At 74.1% G+C, this 20,439-nt stretch carries 19 protein-coding genes and 1 pseudogene; 9 read left to right on the top strand and 11 right to left on the bottom strand.

The window, feature by feature from the left end:
• The first annotated feature begins 33 nt into the window (after positions 1-33).
• The gene (gene leuC, locus VGI02_RS21200; protein ID WP_414638340.1) at positions 34-1,473 is read left to right on the top strand and encodes a 3-isopropylmalate dehydratase large subunit; all 1,440 of its coding nucleotides are present in this window, start codon (positions 34-36) and stop codon (positions 1,471-1,473) included.
• Between the two features lie 13 nt (positions 1,474-1,486).
• A complete protein-coding gene (gene leuD / locus VGI02_RS21205) occupies positions 1,487-2,074 on the top strand; it encodes a 3-isopropylmalate dehydratase small subunit (RefSeq protein WP_331630561.1) in 588 nt (195 codons plus the stop codon).
• Here the strand turns inward: leuD and VGI02_RS21210 are convergent, their stop codons facing one another.
• Positions 2,075-2,788 (bottom strand): SDR family oxidoreductase, encoded by a 714-nt coding sequence (locus VGI02_RS21210; RefSeq protein ID WP_331630563.1) that lies wholly within the window; start codon positions 2,786-2,788, stop codon positions 2,075-2,077.
• Between the two features lie 82 nt (positions 2,789-2,870).
• Between VGI02_RS21210 and VGI02_RS21215 the strand changes: the two genes are divergently transcribed.
• Complete coding sequence (locus VGI02_RS21215; RefSeq protein ID WP_331630565.1) at positions 2,871-3,710, top strand: LysR family transcriptional regulator; 840 nt, start codon at positions 2,871-2,873, stop codon at positions 3,708-3,710.
• A 13-nt stretch (positions 3,711-3,723) separates the two neighbouring features.
• Here the strand turns inward: VGI02_RS21215 and VGI02_RS21220 are convergent, their stop codons facing one another.
• The 7 genes from VGI02_RS21220 to cofC all read right to left on the bottom strand — a co-directional run bounded on the left by VGI02_RS21220 (position 3,724) and on the right by cofC (position 13,349).
• A complete protein-coding gene (locus tag VGI02_RS21220) occupies positions 3,724-5,391 on the bottom strand; it encodes a flavin monoamine oxidase family protein (protein ID WP_331630567.1) in 1,668 nt (555 codons plus the stop codon).
• A complete protein-coding gene (locus tag VGI02_RS21225) occupies positions 5,388-6,125 on the bottom strand; it encodes a nitrilase-related carbon-nitrogen hydrolase (RefSeq protein WP_331630569.1) in 738 nt (245 codons plus the stop codon). Before VGI02_RS21225 ends, VGI02_RS21220 begins: the two co-directional genes overlap by 4 nt.
• A gap of 23 nt (positions 6,126-6,148) precedes the next feature.
• Complete coding sequence (speB, locus tag VGI02_RS21230) at positions 6,149-7,126, bottom strand: agmatinase (RefSeq protein ID WP_331630571.1); 978 nt, start codon at positions 7,124-7,126, stop codon at positions 6,149-6,151.
• A gap of 9 nt (positions 7,127-7,135) precedes the next feature.
• Positions 7,136-9,064 (bottom strand): radical copper oxidase GlxA, encoded by a 1,929-nt coding sequence (glxA, locus tag VGI02_RS21235; protein WP_331630573.1) that lies wholly within the window; start codon positions 9,062-9,064, stop codon positions 7,136-7,138.
• Positions 9,065-9,213: 149 nt separating this feature from the next.
• Entirely contained in the window at positions 9,214-10,218 is a 1,005-nt protein-coding gene (locus VGI02_RS21240) for an NUDIX hydrolase (protein ID WP_331630575.1), read from the bottom strand.
• A complete protein-coding gene (locus VGI02_RS21245) occupies positions 10,215-12,533 on the bottom strand; it encodes an RNA degradosome polyphosphate kinase (protein WP_414638341.1) in 2,319 nt (772 codons plus the stop codon). The genes VGI02_RS21240 and VGI02_RS21245 overlap by 4 nt, the downstream gene beginning before the upstream one ends.
• Positions 12,534-12,614: 81 nt before the next feature.
• Positions 12,615-13,349 (bottom strand): 2-phospho-L-lactate guanylyltransferase, encoded by a 735-nt coding sequence (gene cofC, locus VGI02_RS21250; protein ID WP_331630577.1) that lies wholly within the window; start codon positions 13,347-13,349, stop codon positions 12,615-12,617.
• Between the two features lie 168 nt (positions 13,350-13,517).
• Between cofC and VGI02_RS21255 the strand changes: the two genes are divergently transcribed.
• The 3 genes from VGI02_RS21255 to VGI02_RS21265 all read left to right on the top strand — a co-directional run bounded on the left by VGI02_RS21255 (position 13,518) and on the right by VGI02_RS21265 (position 15,849).
• Positions 13,518-14,306: a lysophospholipid acyltransferase family protein gene (locus VGI02_RS21255; RefSeq protein WP_414638343.1), complete on the top strand. Its 789-nt coding sequence runs from the start codon at positions 13,518-13,520 to the stop codon at positions 14,304-14,306.
• On the top strand, positions 14,303-15,316 hold the full coding sequence (locus tag VGI02_RS21260) for an NAD(P)H-dependent glycerol-3-phosphate dehydrogenase (RefSeq protein ID WP_331630581.1): 1,014 nt from the start codon (positions 14,303-14,305) through the stop codon (positions 15,314-15,316). The genes VGI02_RS21255 and VGI02_RS21260 overlap by 4 nt, the downstream gene beginning before the upstream one ends.
• A gap of 80 nt (positions 15,317-15,396) precedes the next feature.
• Positions 15,397-15,849: an ATP-binding protein gene (locus VGI02_RS21265; protein WP_331630583.1), complete on the top strand. Its 453-nt coding sequence runs from the start codon at positions 15,397-15,399 to the stop codon at positions 15,847-15,849.
• 50 nt (positions 15,850-15,899) lie between these two features.
• On the opposite strand, the gene VGI02_RS21270 is transcribed toward VGI02_RS21265, so the two are convergent.
• Positions 15,900-16,562 carry a pyridoxamine 5'-phosphate oxidase family protein gene (locus VGI02_RS21270; protein ID WP_331630585.1) on the bottom strand — a complete coding sequence of 221 codons (663 nt, stop codon included), beginning with the start codon at positions 16,560-16,562 and terminating at the stop codon, positions 15,900-15,902.
• Between the two features lie 69 nt (positions 16,563-16,631).
• On the opposite strand from VGI02_RS21270, the gene VGI02_RS21275 reads away from it, so the two are divergent.
• Positions 16,632-18,086 carry an aminotransferase-like domain-containing protein gene (locus VGI02_RS21275; protein ID WP_331630587.1) on the top strand — a complete coding sequence of 485 codons (1,455 nt, stop codon included), beginning with the start codon at positions 16,632-16,634 and terminating at the stop codon, positions 18,084-18,086.
• An 11-nt stretch (positions 18,087-18,097) separates the two neighbouring features.
• Entirely contained in the window at positions 18,098-19,201 is a 1,104-nt protein-coding gene (locus VGI02_RS21280) for a D-alanine--D-alanine ligase family protein (RefSeq protein WP_331630589.1), read from the top strand.
• Between the two features lie 18 nt (positions 19,202-19,219).
• Here VGI02_RS21280 and VGI02_RS21285 read toward each other — a convergent pair whose 3' ends face one another.
• Complete coding sequence (locus VGI02_RS21285) at positions 19,220-19,822, bottom strand: DUF3515 domain-containing protein (protein WP_331630591.1); 603 nt, start codon at positions 19,820-19,822, stop codon at positions 19,220-19,222.
• A 13-nt stretch (positions 19,823-19,835) separates the two neighbouring features.
• Positions 19,836-20,081 carry an Lrp/AsnC family transcriptional regulator gene (locus tag VGI02_RS21290; protein WP_331630593.1) on the bottom strand — a complete coding sequence of 82 codons (246 nt, stop codon included), beginning with the start codon at positions 20,079-20,081 and terminating at the stop codon, positions 19,836-19,838.
• A 179-nt stretch (positions 20,082-20,260) separates the two neighbouring features.
• Here VGI02_RS21290 and VGI02_RS21295 point away from each other — a divergent pair.
• Positions 20,261-20,439, top strand: a pseudogene (locus VGI02_RS21295) (thiamine-phosphate kinase); the annotation flags it as partial.

Genomic DNA, 20,439 nt, shown 5'->3' on the forward strand with positions numbered 1-20,439 from the left:
CAGGGCGGGACGTCAGTGAGAGTGGGACAGACGGTGGGACGCACACTCGCGGAGAAGGTCTGGGACCAGCACGTGGTCCGGGCCGGGGGAACGGGCGACGGAGCGGACGCCGCGCCGGATCTCCTCTACATCGACCTGCACCTCGTGCACGAGGTGACGAGCCCGCAGGCCTTCGACGGGCTGCGTCTGGCCGGTCGCCCGGTCCGCCGTCCCGATCTCACGGTCGCCACCGAGGACCACAACGTCCCGACGATCGACATCGACAAGCCCATCGCCGACGAGACCTCGGCGACGCAGGTGGCGACGCTGCGCCGCAACGTCGAGGAGTTCGGCGTCCGGCTCTACCCGATGGGCGATGACAACCAGGGGATCGTCCACATGATCGGCCCGGAGCTCGGGCTGACCCAGCCGGGCACCACGGTGGTCTGCGGCGACTCGCACACCTCCACCCACGGCGCGTTCGGCGCGCTCGCCTTCGGGATCGGCACCTCCGAGGTCGAGCACGTGCTCGCGACCCAGACGCTGCCGCTGCGCCCGTTCCGGACGATGGCCATCGAGATCGACGGCGCCCTGCGTCCTGGCGTGACCAGCAAGGACGTCATCCTGGCGGTCATCGCGCAGATCGGCACGGGCGGCGGCGCCGGCTACGTGCTCGAGTACCGCGGCGAGGCGGTGCGGGCGATGTCGATGGAGGCCCGCATGACCATGTGCAACATGTCGATCGAGGCGGGCGGGCGCGCCGGAATGGTCGCCCCGGACGAGACCACGTTCGACTACCTGCACGACCGCCCGCACGCTCCGCAGGGCGCCGAGTGGGAGACCGCGCTCGACGCCTGGCGACAGCTGCGCACCGACGACGACGCCGAGTTCGACACCGTCGTGCACATCGACGCCTCGACGCTCACCCCGTTCGTCACGTGGGGCACCAACCCCGGCCAGGGGGTCCCGCTCGGCGAGGAGGTGCCCGACCCGGAGCAGATCGCCGACGAGGACAAGGCCGCGTCCGCGCGCAAGGCGCTGGCCTACATGGACCTGACACCGGGCACGAAGCTGCGCGACGTCGCCGTCGACACCGTGTTCCTCGGCTCGTGCACCAACGCCCGCATCGAGGATCTGCGCGCGGCCGCCGACGTCCTGCGCGGCAACCACGTGGCCGACTCGGTGCGCATGCTCGTCGTCCCGGGGTCGATGAAGGTCAAGGCGCAGGCCGAGCAGGAGGGCCTGGACGCGGTGTTCACCGAGGCCGGTGCCGAGTGGCGCTCCGCCGGGTGCTCGATGTGCCTGGGCATGAACCCCGATCAGCTCGAGCCGGGCCAGCGCTGCGCCTCCACCTCGAACCGCAACTTCGAGGGCAGGCAGGGCAAGGGCGGGCGCACGCATCTGGTGTCGCCGCTCGTCGCGGCCGCCACCGCCGTCCGGGGCACGCTGTCCTCGCCCGAGGACCTCACGCCCACCACCCTGACCCTGGCCTGAGGGGGACCGAGCAATGGAGAAGTTCGCGACGCACACCGGCATCGGCACCCCGCTGCGGATGTCGAACGTCGACACCGACCAGATCATCCCGGCCGTCTACCTCAAGCGGGTCTCGCGCACCGGGTTCGAGGACGGCCTGTTCGCCTCGTGGCGGTCCGACCCGTCGTTCATCCTCAACGTCGAGCCCTACGACCGGGGCTCGGTCCTGGTGGCCGGCTCGGACTTCGGCACCGGCTCCTCCCGCGAGCACGCCGTGTGGGCCCTGATGGACTACGGGTTCCGCGTGGTGATCTCCTCGCGGTTCGGCGAGATCTTCAAGGGCAACTCGTCGAAGGCAGGCATGCTCGCGGCGACCGTGGAGCACTCCGACGTCGAGCTGCTGTGGAAGAAGATCGAGTCGCGGCCCGGCATGGAGCTCACCGTCGACCTCGGCGCGAAGACGATCACCGCCGAGGACCTCGTCGTGCGATTCGAGGTCGACGACTACACCCGCTGGCGGCTCATGGAGGGTCTCGACGACATCGGCCTCACGCTGCGCCACGAGGCCGACATCACCGCCTACGAGAAGACCCGGCCCTCCCACAAGCCGACCACCGTCTGATCACCAGGGGATCGCGCCGGCGTCGTCGAAGTAGCCGCCGGTCGGTCCCTCGTCGGGCAGCGTCGCGAGCCGGATCGCGATCGCGGCACCCTGCTCCGGGGTGCGATGCCCGCGGTGGCCGTTGAGGTCGGTCGCGACGAACCCCGGGCAGCCGAGGTTGATCAGGATGTTCGTGCCCTCGAGCTCCCGGACGTACTGGTAGGTCACGGCGTTCAGGTAGGTCTTGGACGGCGCGTAGGCGACACCCACCGGGCCGGCCTGGTCGGCCTGCTGGCGGGCGAGTGACCCGACGCTCGAGGACATGTTCACGATCCGCGGCGAGGCGGAGCGACGCAGCAGCGGCAGCATCGCGTTGGTGGTGCGGATGACGCCGAAGACGTTCGTCTCCAGGACCGTGCGGACGGTGTCGAGGTCGATCGTCGTCGGGTCCTGCGGCATCCCGCCGGTGATCCCGGCGTTGTTGACCAGCACGTCGAGACCGCCGCGCTGCTCGAGCAGCGCCGCGGCGGCGGTGACGCTCGCGTCGTCGGTGACGTCGAGCGGGACGCCGAACGCGTCGACGCCTGCCGCCCGGAGCTTCTCGACGGCGGCCTCCCGCCGCGCCTCGTCCCGGGCACCGACGCCGACACTCCAGCCGCGGGCTCCCAGCCCGGCGGCGATCTCGAATCCGATGCCCTTGTTCGCCCCGGTCACCAGGGCGGTGGTGCTGCTCATGGGATCGATCGTCATCCCGGCGGCGGCCCGGCGTCCAAGACCGACCGGGTGCCCAGCGATACCGCGAGGGTATGAATGGGGTGTGGAGACCCGTGAGCTGCGGTACTTCGTCGCCGTCGCCGAAGAGCTGCACTTCAGCCGGGCCGCGGAGCGTCTCGGGATCGCGCAGCCGCCGCTGTCCCGGGCGATCGGCCGGCTCGAGCGTCGGCTCGGGACCCGGCTGCTCGAGCGCACCACGCGCGGGGTCTCGCTGACCGAGGCCGGAGCGGTGCTGCTGGTGGAGGGGCGGGCCGCCCTCGCCGCGGTCGAGGCCGCCGAACGGCGCACCCGCCGCGCCGCACACGTCGAGCCCGGCCTGGTCCTCGTCGCGAAGGCCGGGGCGTCCCAGGAACTACTGACCAAGCTGCTCGCCGCGTACGCCGCGGAGCCCGGATCGGTCGCCGTCGACGTGGCGCTGTGCGGTCCGGGGGAGCAGGAGCCGATGCTGCGCGACGGGCGCGCCGACGTGGCGCTGCTGCACCGGCCGTTCGACTCCACCGCCGGCTTCGACACCGAGGAGCTGCTCACCGAGGGCCAGGTCGCGATGCTGCCCGCCGGGCACCCGCTCGGCGAGCGCGCCGAGCTGCGGATGGCCGAGGTCGCCGACCTCCCCGACCTGCCGCTGCCGGTCTGGCCCCGCGGCGACGGCACCTACCCCGGCGGTCCGGGCCCCCACGTCCGGGACGCGACGCAGCTGCGCGAGCTCGTCGCGCTGGGCCGCACCGCGGCGGTGCTGCCCGACTCCGCCCGCGCCACCTGGCGTGAGGACGTCGTCGGGGTGCCCGTCGTGGACGCGCCTGCCGTCACGACGGTTCTCGCGTGGCCGCCGCAGAGCCGGTCCCAGGCGCTCGCGGAGCTGGTCCGCGTGGCCACCCGGCTGTAGGACCCGCGACGATCTACAGCTCGACCGGCGCCAGCTCCGCGAAGCGGTCTCCCGGCCCGGGATTGCTCGGGGCGGCGTGCCCGCCGAGCTGGCGGACCACGCCCCACACCGCGTTGAGCGCGGTATCCACGGCACCCTCGGCCCAGCCCGGGGTGAACGAGATGTCGTCGCCCGCGAGGAAGATGCCGCGGTGCCCGGGCGCGAACCCCTCCTGCATGAAGTGGGTGAACATGCGGCGCTGGTAGCGGTAGTGCCCCGGCAGGTTGCCGCGGAACGCGCCCATGAAGTGCGGCTCGCGCTCCCAGGAGATCGTGATCGGCTCGCCGAGGATGTGGGAGGCGACGTCGAGGTCGGGGTAGATCTGGCGCAACGAGTGCAGCATGAGGCGCACCCGCTCGTCGGTGGGCAGCGCGAGCCACTTCAGGGCGTCGTCGTTCCAGGTGTACGAGAGGCACAGGACGGCGGGTCGGGTGACGGCGTCGGGATCGTCGAGACCGCCGCCACCGTCGAGCAGGTACGTCCCCCGCGTCATCCGGTCGGTGAGCGTGGTGGACAGGACGTGGTGGCCCGTCTCCGGGTCGCGGTCGCGCCAGAACGGGCGATCGACCAGCACGAACGTCTTCGAGCTCTGCATGTAGTGGGAGCGTTCGAGCGCCATCCAGACCTCGTGGCTGAACAGCGACTCGTCCGTGTCGATCCCGGCGGAGAGCAGCCACGACTGCACCGTCGAGATCACCGCGGCGTAGGGCCGCTCGGTGCCCCAGCGGTCGAGGACGCCGATCCGACCGTCGTCGAGGCGTCGCAGCGCGCGGACCGCGGGCCGCGGCGACCCGCCGTGCAGGGACTCCAGCGACGCCCCGGGCGTCCAGTGCGCGAGCGACGACGGGGCGCGGCGCCACAGCGCGAGCGGCACCGTCTGGGCCCCGCCCTGGATGCGGACGTGCTGGTCGTCGGCGTCGGTCGCGACCACGCGGAGGATCTCCAGCATGGAGTTCGGGAAGTCGGTGTCCCAGCCCCCGGTGCCGAACCCGACCTGGCCGAAGAGCTCGCGGTGTTCGAACCGGGCGAACGACGAGGACCGCGCCAGGAAGCCGGCGAAGCTCTCGTCGTCGAGCCGGGGGACGAGCCGGTTCCAGATCTGCTTGATCGCGCCGGGGGACCGGGCGCCGATCGCCGCGCGCAGCGCCGGGAGCTCGGCGCCGTCGGCGAGGGCGGCCGCCCAGGCCCGCGAGACCTCGCCGAAGACCGGCGGCAGGTCCTCGGCGCGTTCCGCGTAGTGCCGGCGGCCCGCGAGCTCGATGACCGTCGACGGCGTGTGCGGGGCCAGCGGGTTGGGGAACGGCGAGGTCCGGACGTCGAGGACGCGCAGGTAGTGCCCGAAGGCCCGGCCGGAGGCGGGGAAGCGCATGCCGCCGAGGTCCGCGACCGCGCCGGGCGCGCCGGGGAAGGCCTGGGAGCGCAGCCGGCCGCCGATCTCGCCCGCCTCGTAGACGACGGGGCGCAGCCCGAGCCGCATCAGCTCGTAGGCGGCCACGAGCCCGGCCATGCCCGCGCCGACCACCGCGACCTCGGTGCCCTTCGCGTCCTCCGGGACGGCGCCGAGGCCCGCGGGGTGGGCGAGGTAGGTGTCGTAGGCGAAGGGGAAGTCGGGGACCAGCATGCTCGGGCCCGGCTCGATCATGAATACGTCTCCGGGCGTCGGTCGGCGAGGTAGTCCCCGAGGCCCCGGGCGCGCTCGAGGTCGTCGGCGGTGACGTCCGCGACGAGCAGTTCCTCGTCCTCGGCCCCGGCCCGGGCGAGCTCGCGGCCGTCGGGGCCGGCGATCACCGAGGCGCCGCAGAACCCGGGGCCAATCTGGTTCGCGTAGGCGAGCGCAATCCGGTTCTCCATGGCGCGGGCGGGGACGAGAACCCGGGCGACGGCCTCGTCGTCGAGCGCCGTCGGGGCCAGCACCGCCTGCGCGCCCGCCAGGGCGAGGCCGCGGACGACCTCGGGGAACTCCACGTCGTAGCAGACGATCACCGCGCAGCGCAGGCCGCCGATCGCGACGATCAGCGGTGTCCCGTCGCCGGGGGTGAACGCCGCGCGCTCGTCGTCGCCCCAGAGATGGGTCTTGCGGTAGCGGCCGCCGACGGTCCCGTCGGCGCCGATCACCACCGCGGTGATGTGGCCCCCGTCCGGCTCGGACGCGACGACGGCGACGCGGTGCGCGGCGGCGATCTCCCGCAGGCGCGGGAGCAGGCCGAGGTCGGCCGGGCCGAACCCGCCTCCCGGACCGGCAGCGCCGTAGCCGGTGGCGAACAGCTCCGGGGTCACGACGACGTCGGCCCCCGCCGCGGCGGCCCGGGCGGCGGCCCCGTCGAGCCGCACCGCGCCGGGATCGGGACCCCGCGCCTGCCAGACCGCGATCCGCATGCCGCCGCTCCTCCGCGGGGCCCTCAGCCCCGGTTCGCCGCCAGCACCGCCAGCAGGTCGTAGATCACGTGGGCGGCGGCGATGCCGGTAATCTCGGCATGATCGTAGGCCGGGGACACCTCCACGACGTCGATGCCCACGACGTCGAGGCCCGGTTCATCTCCTACCGGGGCAAGGCCCCGCAAGGTGTGCAGCAGCTCGCGCGAGGTCAGCCCGCCCGCCTCCGGGGTGCCGGTCCCGGGCGCGGCCGCGGGGTCGAGGACGTCGATGTCCACCGAGACGTACACCGGGCCGCCCGCGAGCCGCCGGCGCATCCGCTCGACGGCGCGGGCGACGCCGTCGGTCTCGTAGTCGTCCGCGCGCACCACGGCGAAGCCGAGCCGGGTGTCGTCGTCGAGGTCCGCGGCGGAGTAGAGGGGGCCGCGGATGCCGACGTGCATGCTGCGCTCGCGGTCGATCAGCCCCTCCTCGCTCGCCCGGCGGAAGGGGGTGCCGTGCGTGAAGGGGGCGCCGAAGTAGGTGTCCCAGGTGTCGAGGTGGGCGTCGAAGTGCAGGACCGCGACCGGGCCGTGCAGCGCGTGCAGGGCGCGCAGCGCCGGGAGCGCGAGGGTGTGGTCACCGCCCAGGCCGACGACCGTCGCGCCGTCCTCGGCGAGGCCCCGGATCCCGGCGTCCGCGGCGTCGAGCGCCTCGGTGATGTCGAACGGGTTCAGCGCGAGGTCCCCGGCGTCGGCGACCTGCAGCGCGGCGAACGGGGAGACCCCGACGGCGGGGTGGTACGGCCGCAGCAACCGCGAGGACGCCCGGATGTGCGCAGGCCCGAACCGCGCGCCCGGGCGGTAGCTCACCCCGGAGTCGAAGGGCAGCCCCACGATCGCCACGTCCGCCCGGGAGACCTCGTCGAGCCGGGGCAGGCGCGCGAACGTCGGCGGACCGGCGAAGCGCGGCACCTGCTGCCCGTCGACGGGCCCGACGGTCACGGCGCCGGACGCCTGGGGCACGTCGACGGACTAGGGCACATTGACGATCTTCGCCTCGCTCGGCACTCCCTTGTCGTCGACGAGGAAGAGCATGTACGGCCCGGGCGGCACGATCGTCGGCTCCGGCGGCACCGACACCGACACCCCGTCCGGCGTCTTCTGCATCGGCAGAGCGACGTCGCGCATGTCGGTGGTGGTCACGTGGGTGGCCGTCGCGGTCCGGACCAGCCGGGCCTTCGCGATCCGGTTCCCGTCCGGGGTGGGGATGTCGGCGTTCTGGCCGCGGGGCATCGTCGGGGGCGCCGAGGTGATCGTCGGGCGCGGCGTCCCCTTCTCCAGGTACGGCGGCGTGAAGATCTCGAGGCGCTGCTCGAACGTCCCGGGGATGGTGTTCTTCTCGTCGTCGAACAGCGGGTCCGACCCGGCCACCAGCACGCGGCCGTCGGGCAGCAGGAGCCCCTCGGTGTGGTAATCCCGGCCGATGCGCGGGTCGGCCATCGGCGTGAGCTGGTTCGTGGTCGGGTCGAGGGTGTACGCGAGGTGGTTGTTCGTCGCGCCCTTGCCGCGGTAGTCCAGCGACCCGTTGGTGATCAAGGTGCTGTCGTCGGGCAGGTTGACCATGGTCGGGTAGCGAGTCGGCTGCGCGAGGTTCGGTCCCGGCGTGAAGTGCGGTGCCGGGTCCTTGAGGTCCAGGTAGTCGATCCGCCCGGTGGAGATCGGGCTCTCGCCGACCCCACCGCCGCCGACGATCGCGAGGCGCTGGTCCTGGACCGGTCCGATCCACGCCGACCCGGAGGTCTCCATGAGCTCGGGGTCACGCAGGCCGGGGATCGGGGTGAACGCCCCGGTGTCGATGTCCCAGAAGCCGGGGACGCGGCCCTTGTCCGACGGCCCGTACCCGGCCGTCGAGCCGGTGTAGACCATCTTGTGCGGGGTCGCGGTCTCGAAGATCGACGGGTAGGTCGGGAAGTACTGGTTGAGGTCCTTGCGGTCGATCCAGGTGTTCGTCCTCGGGTCGAACTCCTCGGTCTGGCCGTTGAGCACCTGCCCGACGCCGTCCAGCCCCGCCACGGTGAGCACGTTGCCGTCGGAGAGCGGCGTCAGCGTCGGGTACCAGCGCGGCTGGTTCATGTTCGGCAGCTCGGTCCACTGCTCGGTCTTCGGGTCGAACGTGTACGCCTTGTCGGTGCCCTGGTAGTCCTGCTTGTCCAGGGTCATCGGCTCGCCGAGGCCGTAGATGTTCTTCGCGTCGGCCGGGTTCAGGCCGGAGATGCCGTACTTCTCGCGGTTCCCGTTGACCGCCTGCGGGCCGGGCTGCTCGGCCTCGACGAAGACCTTCTCCTCGGCCGCGGTGACCGTGACCTTCCCCCGCGTGCCCGTCTTGGTGGCCGGGGGGAGCGACGTGTCGAAGTCGGAGCGGTACTTCTGGCCGCTCGGCGAGGTGAACTCGGTGCCCGCGGGGAGGAACCGCGGGGCTCCCGGGTTCTCGTTCTTGATCCGCATCGCGCCCGCCGCGTTGGTCACGGCGCCGTCGAGCTTCTCGTAGCGCTGCGTGCCGCCGGCGAAGAGCACCCGGCCGTCGGGGAGCACCGTCTGCCCGCCGCAGAACATGTCGTCGGGCACCGGGATCATCCTCGACTGCCCGGTCTTCGGGTCGTAGACGAGGCTCTTGAGCGCCTTGTTGGCGAACATGTCCTCCTTGTTGCCGGAACCGGCGATGAGGAGGACCTTGCCGTCGTTCATCGTGACGGCGTGGATCGAGTTGACCCGCTGGTCCGGCGGGATCTCGATGGTGTCCCAGTGGCCGTACTGGGCCTTGTACTCGGGACTGTTGATCAGGCGTTCGTGGCGCCACTCCTGCACGTAGGAGAAGGCCGGGGGGACGTTGACCCCCAGCAGCACAGCGGCGGCCACGACGACGAGCGCGATCTGTCGATACCGACGGGTCTTCGCGCGCAAGCCCACTCTCCACGGTCAGGGAACCGGGTCACGCCGTCGGCCCGGCGGGCGGGCTGCGGCCGACCCGGCGGACGGCCGTGCTGCACGCTAACCGAGTCGGTGTGGAGACTTGACGGGACCCCCGCGCTCGTGCAGATGGAGCATCGTGCTCAGACCGCGGGGTCGCGCACGTAGTCCGCGGCGACCAACCGCGGCGGTCCGCCCTCGACGGTGTGGAACGTCAGCGACCACACGCTGCCCTTGCGCGAGGGCGGTTCGGCGAGGCGACGGTTGCTCGCGACGTCGGGCCGGGGGCCGTCGGTCCCGTCGGCGGCGAGGTCGTGGACCAGCCTCGGGATGCCGTAGCCCTGGGCGCAGATCGCGGTGGTCTCCCCGGCGGCGAGGTGGAGCAGCTGGGCCCGGGCGCCGTCCGGGTCGTCGGCCACGGCCTCGTCGGCGAACGCCGGCGCGTCGGCGATCCCGACGCCGAGGCGGTGCGAGGAAGGCTCCAGGGTCTCCCGGCACCGGACCCGGGGGGCCGCGAAGAGGCGCCGGACCCCGTGCGCGGTGAGCAGGTCGGCGACCCGGCGGGCCTGGTCGCGCCCCTCGTCGTCGAGGGGGCGCTCGTCGTCGTCGGGCCACGACCCCCGCTTCCCGGCCTTCGCGTGCCGCACGAGCAGCAGCGAGGAGAGGGGACGGGGGCCCGCGGCGAACGTGTCGAGGACGTCGCGGTCGGAGCCGTAGGTCAGCAGGCCCGCGGCCTGGGCGGGGGCGAGCCAGCGCAGCTCGTCGGTCTCCCCGTTCGCGGTGAAGGTCCCGTCGCCCGCGCGGGCGTCCCAGTAGTCGACGACCTTGCGGTCCGCCCCGACCGGGTAGCGCACCGTCGCGAGGTGGCGGCCCAGGGTCGCGGCGAACCCGGTCTCCTCGGCGATCTCGCGCACCGCGGTCCTGGCCCGCGACTCGCCGGGGTCGACCTTGCCCTTCGGGAGGCTCCAGTCCTCGTGGTGCGGTCGGTGCACGACGGCGACCTCCACGCCCTCGGTGCCGCCGGGGCAGGCACGCCACAGCACCGCACCGGCGGCGTGGACGCTGCGGGGGACGTCCTCGTCGGCCTCGGTGGCGCTGACGGTCCCCGCCGCACCGTCCGGGAGCATCAGCCCGTCCGGAGGGGTCACGCCTTGGCCTCGCGCCGCGTCAGCAGCTGCATCTGGTGATCGCTGACCTGCATCCCGTCCGTGCCCTCCCCGGCCGCCACCGGCCACGGCGTCCACGACCCGTCCGGGTCGAGGCTCCAGCACCGCGTCGACGGCGCCGTCGCGGAGTCCAGGATCTCGTCGAGCTGGGCGACCAGCCGCGGGTCGGTGACCGGAACCAGCGCCTCGACGCGCCGGTCGAGGTTGCGGTGCATCATGTCGGCGCTGCCGATCCAGTGCTCGCCCGCCCCGACGAAGTGGAAGAGCCGCGAGTGCTCGAGGAAGCGCCCGAGGATCGAGCGCACCCGGATGTTCTCCGAGAGCCCCGGCACGCCCGCCCGCAGCGCACAGATGCCGCGCACCACGAGGTCGACCGGCACCCCGGCCTGCGAGGCGCGGTAGAGCGCGTCGATGACCTGCTCGTCGACGAGGCCGTTGACCTTGATCCGGATCCCGCACTTCTTCCCGCGCAGGGCCCGCTTGCGTTCGGTGTCGATGCGCTCGATCACCCCGGGCCGCACGCCGTAGGGCGCGACGAGCAGCTTGCGGTACTTGCGACGGCGTGCGTAGCCGGTGAGCACGTTGAACAGGTCGGTGAGGTCCGCGGCGATCGTCTCGTCGGCGGTGAAGACCCCGATGTCCTCGTAGAGCCGGGCCGTCTTCGGGTTGTAGTTGCCGGTGCCAAGGTGGCAGTAGCGGCGGATGGTGCCGCCCTCCTGGCGTACGACCAGGGCCGCCTTGGCGTGCGTCTTCAGGCCCACCAGGCCGTAGACGACGTGGACCCCCGCCCGCTCCAGTGCCCGCGCCCAGTTGATGTTGGCGCGCTCGTCGAACCGGGCCTTGATCTCGACGACGGCGACGACCTGCTTGCCCGCCTCGGCGGCGTCGATGAGCGCCTCGATGATCGGGGAGTCGCCGGAGGTGCGGTAGAGCGTCTGCTTGATCGCGAGGACCTTCGGGTCGATCGCGGCCTGCTCGAGGAAGCGATGCACGCTCGTGGAGAACGAGTCGTAAGGGTGGTGCACCATCACGTCGCCCTCGCGCAGCGTGGCGAAGACGCTCTTGGGGGTCTCGCCCTCGCTGAACGCCGGGTGCGTGGCGGGCACGAACACCGGATCCTTGAGCTCGGGCCGGTTGAGGCTCATGAGCTCCATCAGCGCCGACAGGTCGAGCAGCCCCGGCACCTGGACGACGTCGTGGGGGTCGACGTCGAGCTCGCGCAACAGCAGTTCGAGCATGTGCTCGCTCATCGAGTCGGTGATCTCGAGCCGCACCGGGGGACCGAACCGCCGGCGCGCGAGCTCCCGCTCCAGGGCCTGCAGCAGGTCCTCGTCGCGGTCCTCCTCGACGTCGAGGTCGGCGTTGCGGGTCACCCGGAAGACGTGGTGCTCGGCGACCTGCATGCCCTCGAAAAGCCGGTCCAGGTGCTCGGCGATGAGGTCCTCGATCGGGAGGAACCAGCAGCGCTTGTCGAGGTTGCCGGAGTCGTCCTCGTCCCCGTCGGCCCCGGGCTCCGGGCCGACCCGCACCAGGCGCGGCACGTTGTTCGGCACCTTCACGCGGGCGAAGTGCTCGGTGCCGGTCTGGGGGTCGCGGACCGCGACGGCGAGGTTCAGCGACTGGTTCGAGATGTAGGGGAAGGGATGCGCCGGGTCGACGGCCAACGGCGTGAGGACCGGGAAGACCTGCGCGTCGAACCACTCCGAGAGCCGCTCGCGGGACTCCGGGGTGACCCGGTCCCAGCCGATCACGCGGATCCCGGCCTCCTCGAGCGCCGGATCGACGTCGGCGAGCCAGATGCGGGCGTGCTTCTCGGCGAGCTCCTGGTTGCGGGCCGCGATGCGCACCAGCTGCTCGCGGGGGGTGAGTCCGTCGGCGCTGCGCACCGAGAGCCCGGTCTCCTCGCGGCGCTTCAGGCCGGCCACGCGCACCATGTAGAACTCGTCGAGGTTCGAGGCGAAGATCGCGAGGAACTTGACGCGCTCGAGCAGCGGCTGGCTGGGGTCCTCGGCGAGCGCCAGGACCCGGGCGTTGAACTCGAGCCAGGACAGCTCGCGGTTGTCGTACCGGTCCTCGGGCAGGTCCTCGGTGCCGTCCGGCGCCGGCGTCGCGGCGGCGGGGGCCAGGGGGAGGCGACCCCGCCCGTCGACGCTGCCGTTGCGCGTCGGGGGCGCAGGCGGCTGCGGTCCCGGCTCGATGACCGTGCCGTCCGCGTCCTCTCCCGCCGTCACGTCGACGGCGTCCGGCAGGGCGATGTCCACACCGCCGAGGTCCGAGGATTCGCTCACACGGAGCATTGTCCCCAGCGACGCCCGTGCGGGCGAGGGTGACGGGGCCCGGGTCACCGGTCGCGGGACACACCGGTGGTGAACGGGTGCTCAGCGGCACCCGGCGAGCGGAACGGCCGGGACCGGCACGTCGGGCCACGCCCGGGTCGCGGGCCCGACCCCGAGGGCCCGGACCTGGTCGAGGTCGGCCGGGACGTCGACGTCGTGGCGCAGTCCCGGCCAGGCGCCGGTGAGGGGCACGGCTCCGGCGCTCTCGTGGGCCCGCGCGGAGTACGGGCCGAAGTGCGGGCCGCCGAGCCCGGGCCGGGCGAGCACGAGCAGCGTCGTCCCCTCCCCGGTGTGGTCCGCGACGAACGCCGCGGGCGCACCGCCGGTGATCACCTCTGCCGCGTGGGCGAGGGCCTCGTCGAGCTCGCCCGGGCGCAGCGCGGGGACGTCGCCGAGCAGCGCCGCGACCAGGGCCGGTTCGTCGGCGACTCCGCGCAGGTGCTCGGCCCCCGCGACCACGGCGGCGTTGAGCCCGGTTCCCGGGTCGTCGACGACGACGGCGCGCGGCGGGTCCCCGCCCTCCCCGCGGCACTCCCGCTCACCCGCGGGGCCGACGAGGGCCGCGGCCCGCGGGTCGGCGGTGACCACCGCGACGCGGCGCACCGAGGAGGCGAGCACGGCGGCCAGGGTGTCGGAGGCGAGCGCCAGCGCGAGCCCGGCCCGTGTCGCCGCCCTCCCGCCCCCGGTCGGGGCGACGTCGACCGTGGCGCCGACGAGCCGTGACTTCGCGCGCCGGAGCTCCTTGATCGGGACCACGAGGTCCACCGGGGCGGCCATGGGGTCCATCCTGCGCCCGAGCGGGCCCGGAGGGGAGGGGAGCGTCACCCACCGGCGCCGCCGCTCGGAGTCTGGACGGACGATCACGGCCCACGGGAGACTGCGCACAGTCCGCCGGGGACGACCGGTGCGGACCGGCGGGGACGAGGAGGCGACCTGGTGGCGATCGTGCGCAGGCCCGGCGGTGACCCGGTCGCCGCATTGCCGGACGAGGTGCGTCGCAGGCGCCGCGAGCCGGGCGGGCCGTGGGTCGCGCTGAGCGCGGCGGTCTTCTACCCGCTGACCCTGCTGCTGGCCCGGCGCCGGATGATCGGGCTGGAGAACGTGCCGGCGCAGGGCCCGGCGATGCTGGTGGCCAACCACGTCTCCTACCTCGACCCGATCTACACGGCCGTGTTCGTCCACCGGGCCCGGCGGGTCCCGCGGTTCCTCGCGAAGGACTCGCTGTGGAAGGTGCCGATCTTCGGGCGGGTCCTGGCGGGCAGCCGCCAGATCCCGGTGTCGCGCGGCTCGCGGGACGCCGGGTCCAGCATCGGCGCGGCCCAGCAGGCGTTCGACGACGACGGCGTCGTGGTCATCTACCCCGAGGGCACCATCACCCGGGACCCCGACGGGTGGCCGATGAACGGCCACTCCGGCGCCGCGCGGCTGGCGCTGCTGAACGACGTGCCGGTGATCCCGACGGTGCACTGGGGGACGCTGGGCGTCTACGACCACTACCGGAAGCGGTTCCGGCCCTCGCCGTTCGGCGCGACCATCACGGTCCGGGCGACGACACCCCTGGACTTGTCCGACCTGCGGGCGCGCGTCGGGGAGAAGGGGCCGGGTGCGGCGCTCCTGCGGGAGACGACGGAACGGATGATGTCGGCCGTGCGTGCGCTGCTCGAAGAGGTCCGGGGCGAGTCGGCCCCGGGCGGGACGAACCCGGGCGAGCCGGGAGCGGGGACGGGCCGGTGAGTCCCGAGTCCGACGGTCGTTACGCCGTGCTGGGCGCGGGCTCGTGGGGCACCACGTTCGCGAAGGTGCTCGCCGACGCGGGCACCGACGTGTGCCTGTGGGCGCGCCGCCAGGAGGTCGCCGACGCGATCGAGGCCGAGCACGTCAACGCGGAGTACCTGCCCGGCGTCATCCTCCCCCCGGGGCTGCGGGCCACCCACGACGCCGACGCCGCCCTCGACGGGGTCACGACCGTCGTCCTCGCGATCCCGGCGCAGAAGTTGCGCGCCCACCTCGAGGACTGGCGCGAGATGCTCCCGCGCGACGCGACGGTCGTCAGCCTCGCGAAGGGCGTCGAGATGGGGACGCTCAAGCGGATGAGCGAGGTCGTCGCCGACGCCGGGGCGGTGGAGCCGGGTCGCATCGCCGTGGTCAGCGGGCCGAACCTCGCCGGGGAGATCGCCGCGGAGCAGCCCACGGCCACCGTCGTGGCGTGCTCCGACCACGACCGGGCCGTCGCGGTGCAGCACGCCTGCTCGACCGGGTACTTCAAGCCGTACACCAACGTCGACGTGATCGGCTGCGAGCTGGGCGGGGCGTGCAAGAACGTCATCGCGCTGGCGTGCGGGATGGCCGCCGGGATGGGCTACGGCGACAACACCACCGCCTCGCTCATCACCCGGGGGCTCGCCGAGATCTCCCGGCTCACCGTGGCGCTCGGCGGCCAGGCCTTCACGCTCGCCGGGCTGGCCGGGATGGGCGACCTCGTCGCCACGTGCTCCTCGCCGCTGTCCCGCAACCGCCGGTTCGGCGCCTCGCTGGGCACGGGTCTCTCGGTGGCGGAGGCCGAGAAGGCCAACCACGGCCAGATCGCCGAGGGCGTCAAGTCGTGTGACGCGATCGGCGAGCTGGCCCGCCGTCACGATGTGGATACGCCGATCGTGGACGCGGTGCGCCGTGTGTGTGCGGGAAAGGTGTCCGCACGTGACGTCGGTGACGAGCTGATCAACCGTGAACGGAAGCCGGAGTGAGGCGCCTCGCGCCGCCGGGTGCGAATCGTGAGCTGCGTGTTTCGTCGCGAGACGGGCGAGGAACTCACGGTCTCGTGGACGTGCTGCAGCGGACGGAGCCGCCCCGCGCGAGCGGAACCGGAGCCCACGGGCCCGGTGTCGCCCTGACCCGCGCGGCACCCGCGACCCGCGCCGACGCCTCTGCGATGCGTCGCAGTTTCCGCATCTGGCTCGCGGACCTGACCGACGAGGACACCGTCGACGACCTGGCGCTCGCGGTCTACGAGGCCCTCGCGAACGTCGTCGACCACGCCTACGCCGCGGCGGGCTTCCCGGGTGAGATGCGGCTCCAGGCCGCGGCCTCTCCGCCGCGCGACGGCAGGCGCGACCTCGTCGTCACCGTGTCCGACGACGGCACGTGGCGCCGCGCCCAGGATCCCGGCTGGCGCGGGCGCGGCCTGCCGCTCATGCACAGCCTCAGCTGCGCGTCGGTGTCCTCCGGTGCGACCGGCACGACGGTGCGGTTGTGCAGCCGGGTCGCGCCCGCCGCCTGACAGCGTCAGAAAAGTCCCGTTCCTGACGCTGGACGTCCGCAGATCGTCGTTCACGGCGTCGCCCCGGCGTGGGCGGCCCACGCGCGGACGTGCTCCGGGACGTCGGTGCCCTCCGGGAGGGCCGGGCAGGTCTCGGGCTCGCCGAGGACCGTCGCCACCGGCACCACCCCCGCCCACCGGCGGTCGCCCGCCGCGACCTCGTCGGGATCCCCCGGGGGACCCTGACGAATCTTGACGCTGGCCTCAGCGAGGTCCAGCCCGAGCACCGCGGTCGCGGCGGTCTCCCGGCGGTCGGGGCGTCGGGCGTGGTCCCACTGCCCGGGCGTGAGGTGCTCGACGACCGCCCGGAGCGCGGCGAGGTGCTCCTCGGGGTCGCTCACGCGCCGGGCGCGGCCGCGGACCACGGCGCTGCGGTAGTTCGCGGAGTGGGAGAAGACGCTGCGGGCCAGGACGAGCCCGTCGAGCAGGGTCACCGTCAGGCAGACCTCCCGCTCGGTGGCGAGGCTCGCCGCGCCGCTGGAGCCGTGCACGTAGACGACCTCACCGATCCGGGCGTGCATCGTCGGCAGCACCAGCGGCGCGCCGTCGTCGTCGACGAGCCCGAGGTGGCAGAGCAGCGCCTCGTCGAGGACGGCGTGCAGGGCGGCGCGGTCGTCGGCCTGGCGCTCCCGCTTGCGGCGGAGCTGGGTGCGAGAAGTCGTGGAGAGGCTCACGGGGACGATCATCGTGCGCGTAGTGGCATCCTGCGAGGGCCATTCGCAAGGCGATCGAGGAGGCCACTCGTGGAGAGTCCGGTGTCGTCGGTGGTGGTGGGCCTGGACCGCGACGCTCCGGTCCCGCTGGCCGTGCAGCTCGCCGACGCCCTGCGCCGCGCCGCGCTGGACGGGCGGCTCCGGCCGGGGGACCGGGTCCCGGCGACGCGGGTGCTCGCCCGGGAGCTGGGCCTGAGCCGCACCGTCACCGCGGCTGCGTACGACCAGCTGGTCGCCGAGGGCTGGCTGGGTGCACGGCACGGGTCGGGGACCTTCGTGACGGCGGCCCCGCCCACCGCCGCGGTCAGCGGTGGCACCTCGCTGACACCTGACGTCGGAGTCGGGAACAGCACGCCGAGGGGGCCACGCACCCAGGGGGTCGACCTCCGGCCGGGCGCGCCCTGCCTCGAGGTGCTCGACACCGCGGCCTGGCGGCGGGCCTGGCGTCGCGCGGGCGACCTCGGGCCGGCCGGACGGCCCGAGCACGCGGGCACCGAGGCGTACCGGGCCGCCGTCGCCGAGCACCTGCTGCGCCACCGCGGCATCCCGGCCGCCGCCGACGAGCTGCTCGCCACGTCGGGGACGACGAGCGGGCTCGCCGAGATCCTCGCCGTGCTGCGCCGGGTCCGCCGGCGGCCGCTGCGGGTGGGCATCGAGGACCCCGGCTACCGCCGTGCGGCCGGTGTCGCGCGGGCCGACGGCGCGGAGGTGGTGGGACTCGCCGTCGACACCGACGGCCTGGTCGTCGACGCGCTCCCGCCCGGGCTCGACGTCGTGTACGCCAGCCCCGCGCACCAGTACCCGCTCGGCGGACGGCTCCCGGTGGCGCGACGCGGCGCGCTCGCCGACCGGGCGCGCGCCGAGGGCTTCGTCGTCGTCGAGGACGACTACGACGGCGAGCTGCGCTACGACGTCGCGCCGCTGCCGGTGCTCGCCGCGCTCGCGCCCGACGTCGTCGTGCACCTCGGTACGGCGAGCAAGATCGCGACGCCGACGCTCGGCGTGGGGTGGATGGTGGCGCCGCCCGCGCTGCGGGACGAGGTCCTGGCCACACGACGGGCGACCGGGACGAGGCCGGCGCCCGCGGGGCAGGCGGTGCTGGCGGAATGGGCCCGCGACGGCGCGCTGGGGCGCCACCTCGCCCGGTTGCGGCGCGAGCTCGGGGCGCGTCGCGCGCTCGTCGTCGACGCGGTGACGGCCGCGGGTCACGGGGTCGTGGGGGACCGGGCGGGCGCGCACCTCGTCGTGCCGCTGGGCTCGGCGGCCGACGAGGAGGCGGTCGTGGCTCGCGCGGCATCGGCGGGCCTGCTCGTCGACGGGCTCGCCGCGCACCACCTGGCGGGCGGGGTTCCCCGGGCCCACGGCGTCCTCGTGGGCTGGGCCGCCCCGACCCGCGCCGAGCTCGCCGACGCCCTGCTCCGGTGGGGCGAGGTGCTCGCCGGGGTCCCCGGCACGGCGCGCGGGGTCGGTGTGGTGCCCGCGTAGGCTCCGCGCGCATGGGAGCACCCGCGCCGCGCCCGACGCTGCTGGTCCTCTTCGGCGGCCGGTCGGGGGAGCACGCCGTGTCCTGCGTCTCGGCCGGGGCCATCCTCGACAACCTCGACCGGGACCGCTTCGACGTCATCGCCGTCGGCATCACCCGCGACGGGGAGTGGCTCGCCGTCGGTGACGACACCTCCCGCTGGCGGCTGCACGGCCGGGACATGCCCGAGGTCACCGCCGACGCAGGCGAGCCGGTGGCGCTGCTGCCCGACCCCACCCGCCGCGAGCTGATCAGCCTCGCCGACGGGCGCCGCGGCTCGGTGCTCGCGCGGATCGACGCGGTGTTCCCCGCGCTGCACGGGCCCGCGGGCGAGGACGGCGAGGTGCAGGGCCTGCTCGAGACCGCGGGCGTGCCCTACGTCGGCGCCGGGGTCTGCGCCAGCGCCGCCTCCATGGACAAGGTGGTCACCAAGGCGCTGCTGCGCGACGCCGGGCTGGGGGTCGGCGAGGCCGTCGCCCTCGACCGGTCCGCGACCGACCTCACCCAGGCCGAGCGCGACCGGCTGGGCCTGCCGGTGTTCGTCAAGCCCTCCCGCGCGGGCTCCTCGGTCGGCATCCGCCGGGTCACCGCCTGGGAGGACGTCCCGGACGCCGTCGCCTTCGCCCGGGGCAGCGACCCGAAGGTCCTCGTCGAGGCCGCCGTCGTCGGACGCGAGATCGAGTGCGGTGTGCTGCAGTTCCCCGACGGCCGGGTCGAGGCCAGCGTCGCCGCCGAGATCCGGCTGCCCGGCGCCGACGACTGGTACGACTTCGAGACCAAGTACCTCGACGACACCAGCGAGCTCGACGTGCCCGCGAAGCTCGACGACGCGGTCGCCGAGACCCTCCGCGAGCAGGCCGTACAGGTGTTCCGCACCCTGGACTGCGCGGGCCTGGCCCGGGTCGACTTCTTCGTCGCCGACGACGGCCGGGTGCTGGTCAACGAGCTCAACACCATGCCCGGCTTCACCGCCACGTCGCTCTACCCGCGGGTGTGGGCGACGACCGGCGTCGACTACCCGACGCTGCTCACCACGCTCGTCGAGACCGCGCTCGCCCACGGCACCGGCGTACGGTGATCCTCGCGTGCCGGGTGGTCAGCGGGTGGGAATCGGGGCGGCCGGCGTCGTGTCCCGGCTCACCAGGGTGATCTTCACGCCGCGCGAGACGTCCTGGATGGCCCCGCTGCCGACGCCGTCGGGCAGCGTGAGCCCGACGAAGATCGCGCGGTCGGCCGTGACCCAGGTCGTCGCGCCCGCGCCGGGGACGCCCAGCCAGGCGACGCCGTCCACGTCGAGCAGCGGGCTCGTCGGGCCCAGCTCGGCCGGGGCGGGCAGGCCGCAGCGCAGCACCACGGGCTGGTCCTCGGGCCGCCCGGTGGCCTCCTTCTCCCCGCCCCAGGCCATGGTGCCCGCGGGTGCGGGCGCGGCGAGCGACCGGCGCGGCAGCAGCCCGTCGCCGGTGTTGATGTCCAGGGGGAGACCCGAGAACAGCCGCGAGCAGTCCGCGGACGCGGCGGCGGGCACCGGCACGGCCGCGACCGCGAGCGGGCCGGTCGAGGGATCGGGGTCGCTCTGTCGCCCGAGGAGCTGCGAGGCGACGAGGACGCCGACGACGAGGAGGACCGGCAGGGCCAGCGCCACCCCGAGGAGGACCTTCGGGAGGCGGCGGTCGAGCTCCGGCGCGCGTGTCCTGGTCACCGCGGGTGCGGGATCAGGCGGTCGCGGCGGCGGAGACCACCGGGCAGGTCAGGGTGCGGGTGATGCCCGGGACCTTCTGCACGGACACGATGACCTGGTCGCCCAGCGTGTCGACGTCGGGCGCCTGCACGTGCACGATCACGTCGTAGGGCCCGGTGACGTCCTCGGCCCGGGTCACGCCCTCGATCCCGGCCACGTCCGACGCGACCGCGGCAGCGCGGCCCACCTCGGTCTGGATCAGGATGTAGGCCTGGACCACGGACGGGCCTCCTCGGGGGACGGGCACGCTCGCCCGCTCGTCGGGGAGAGGACGGCGTACACGGGACGTGACACGACGTGTCGGAAGGTACCGCAGGGGGCAGACGGGTGAGCCGGACGGCGAGCGGTGACACCACCAAGCGGCACGGATCGGGTCGCGAACCCGCTGGTGGCGGGCCCGTGGCGGACCTCGGCGAGTTCGGTGTGATCGACCGCATCACCGCCGATCGGCCCCAGCCCGAGGGGACCCTGCTCGGTCCGGGGGACGACGCCGCGGTGGTGGCGGCGCCGGACGGCCGGGTCGTCGCGACCGTCGACACCCTGGTGCAGGGCGTGCACTTCCGCCTCGACTGGTCCGG

This window comes from Actinomycetospora sp. (assembly GCF_036497245.1).
GTDB lineage: Bacteria > Actinomycetota > Actinomycetes > Mycobacteriales > Pseudonocardiaceae > Actinomycetospora.

What these genes read in the sequence shown, in the direction of transcription:
- leuD (WP_331630561.1), top strand. Translation starts at nt 1,487, where the DNA reads ATGGAGAAGTTCGCGACGCACACCGGCATCGGCACCCCGCTGCGGATG.
- VGI02_RS21210 (WP_331630563.1), bottom strand. Translation starts at nt 2,788, where the DNA reads ATGAGCAGCACCACCGCCCTGGTGACCGGGGCGAACAAGGGCATCGGA.
- VGI02_RS21220 (WP_331630567.1), bottom strand. Translation starts at nt 5,391, where the DNA reads ATGATCGAGCCGGGCCCGAGCATGCTGGTCCCCGACTTCCCCTTCGCC.
- VGI02_RS21225 (WP_331630569.1), bottom strand. Translation starts at nt 6,125, where the DNA reads ATGCGGATCGCGGTCTGGCAGGCGCGGGGTCCCGATCCCGGCGCGGTG.
- VGI02_RS21245 (WP_414638341.1), bottom strand. Translation starts at nt 12,533, where the DNA reads ATGCTCCGTGTGAGCGAATCCTCGGACCTCGGCGGTGTGGACATCGCC.
- cofC (WP_331630577.1), bottom strand. Translation starts at nt 13,349, where the DNA reads ATGGCCGCCCCGGTGGACCTCGTGGTCCCGATCAAGGAGCTCCGGCGC.
- VGI02_RS21280 (WP_331630589.1), top strand. Translation starts at nt 18,098, where the DNA reads ATGGGAGCACCCGCGCCGCGCCCGACGCTGCTGGTCCTCTTCGGCGGC.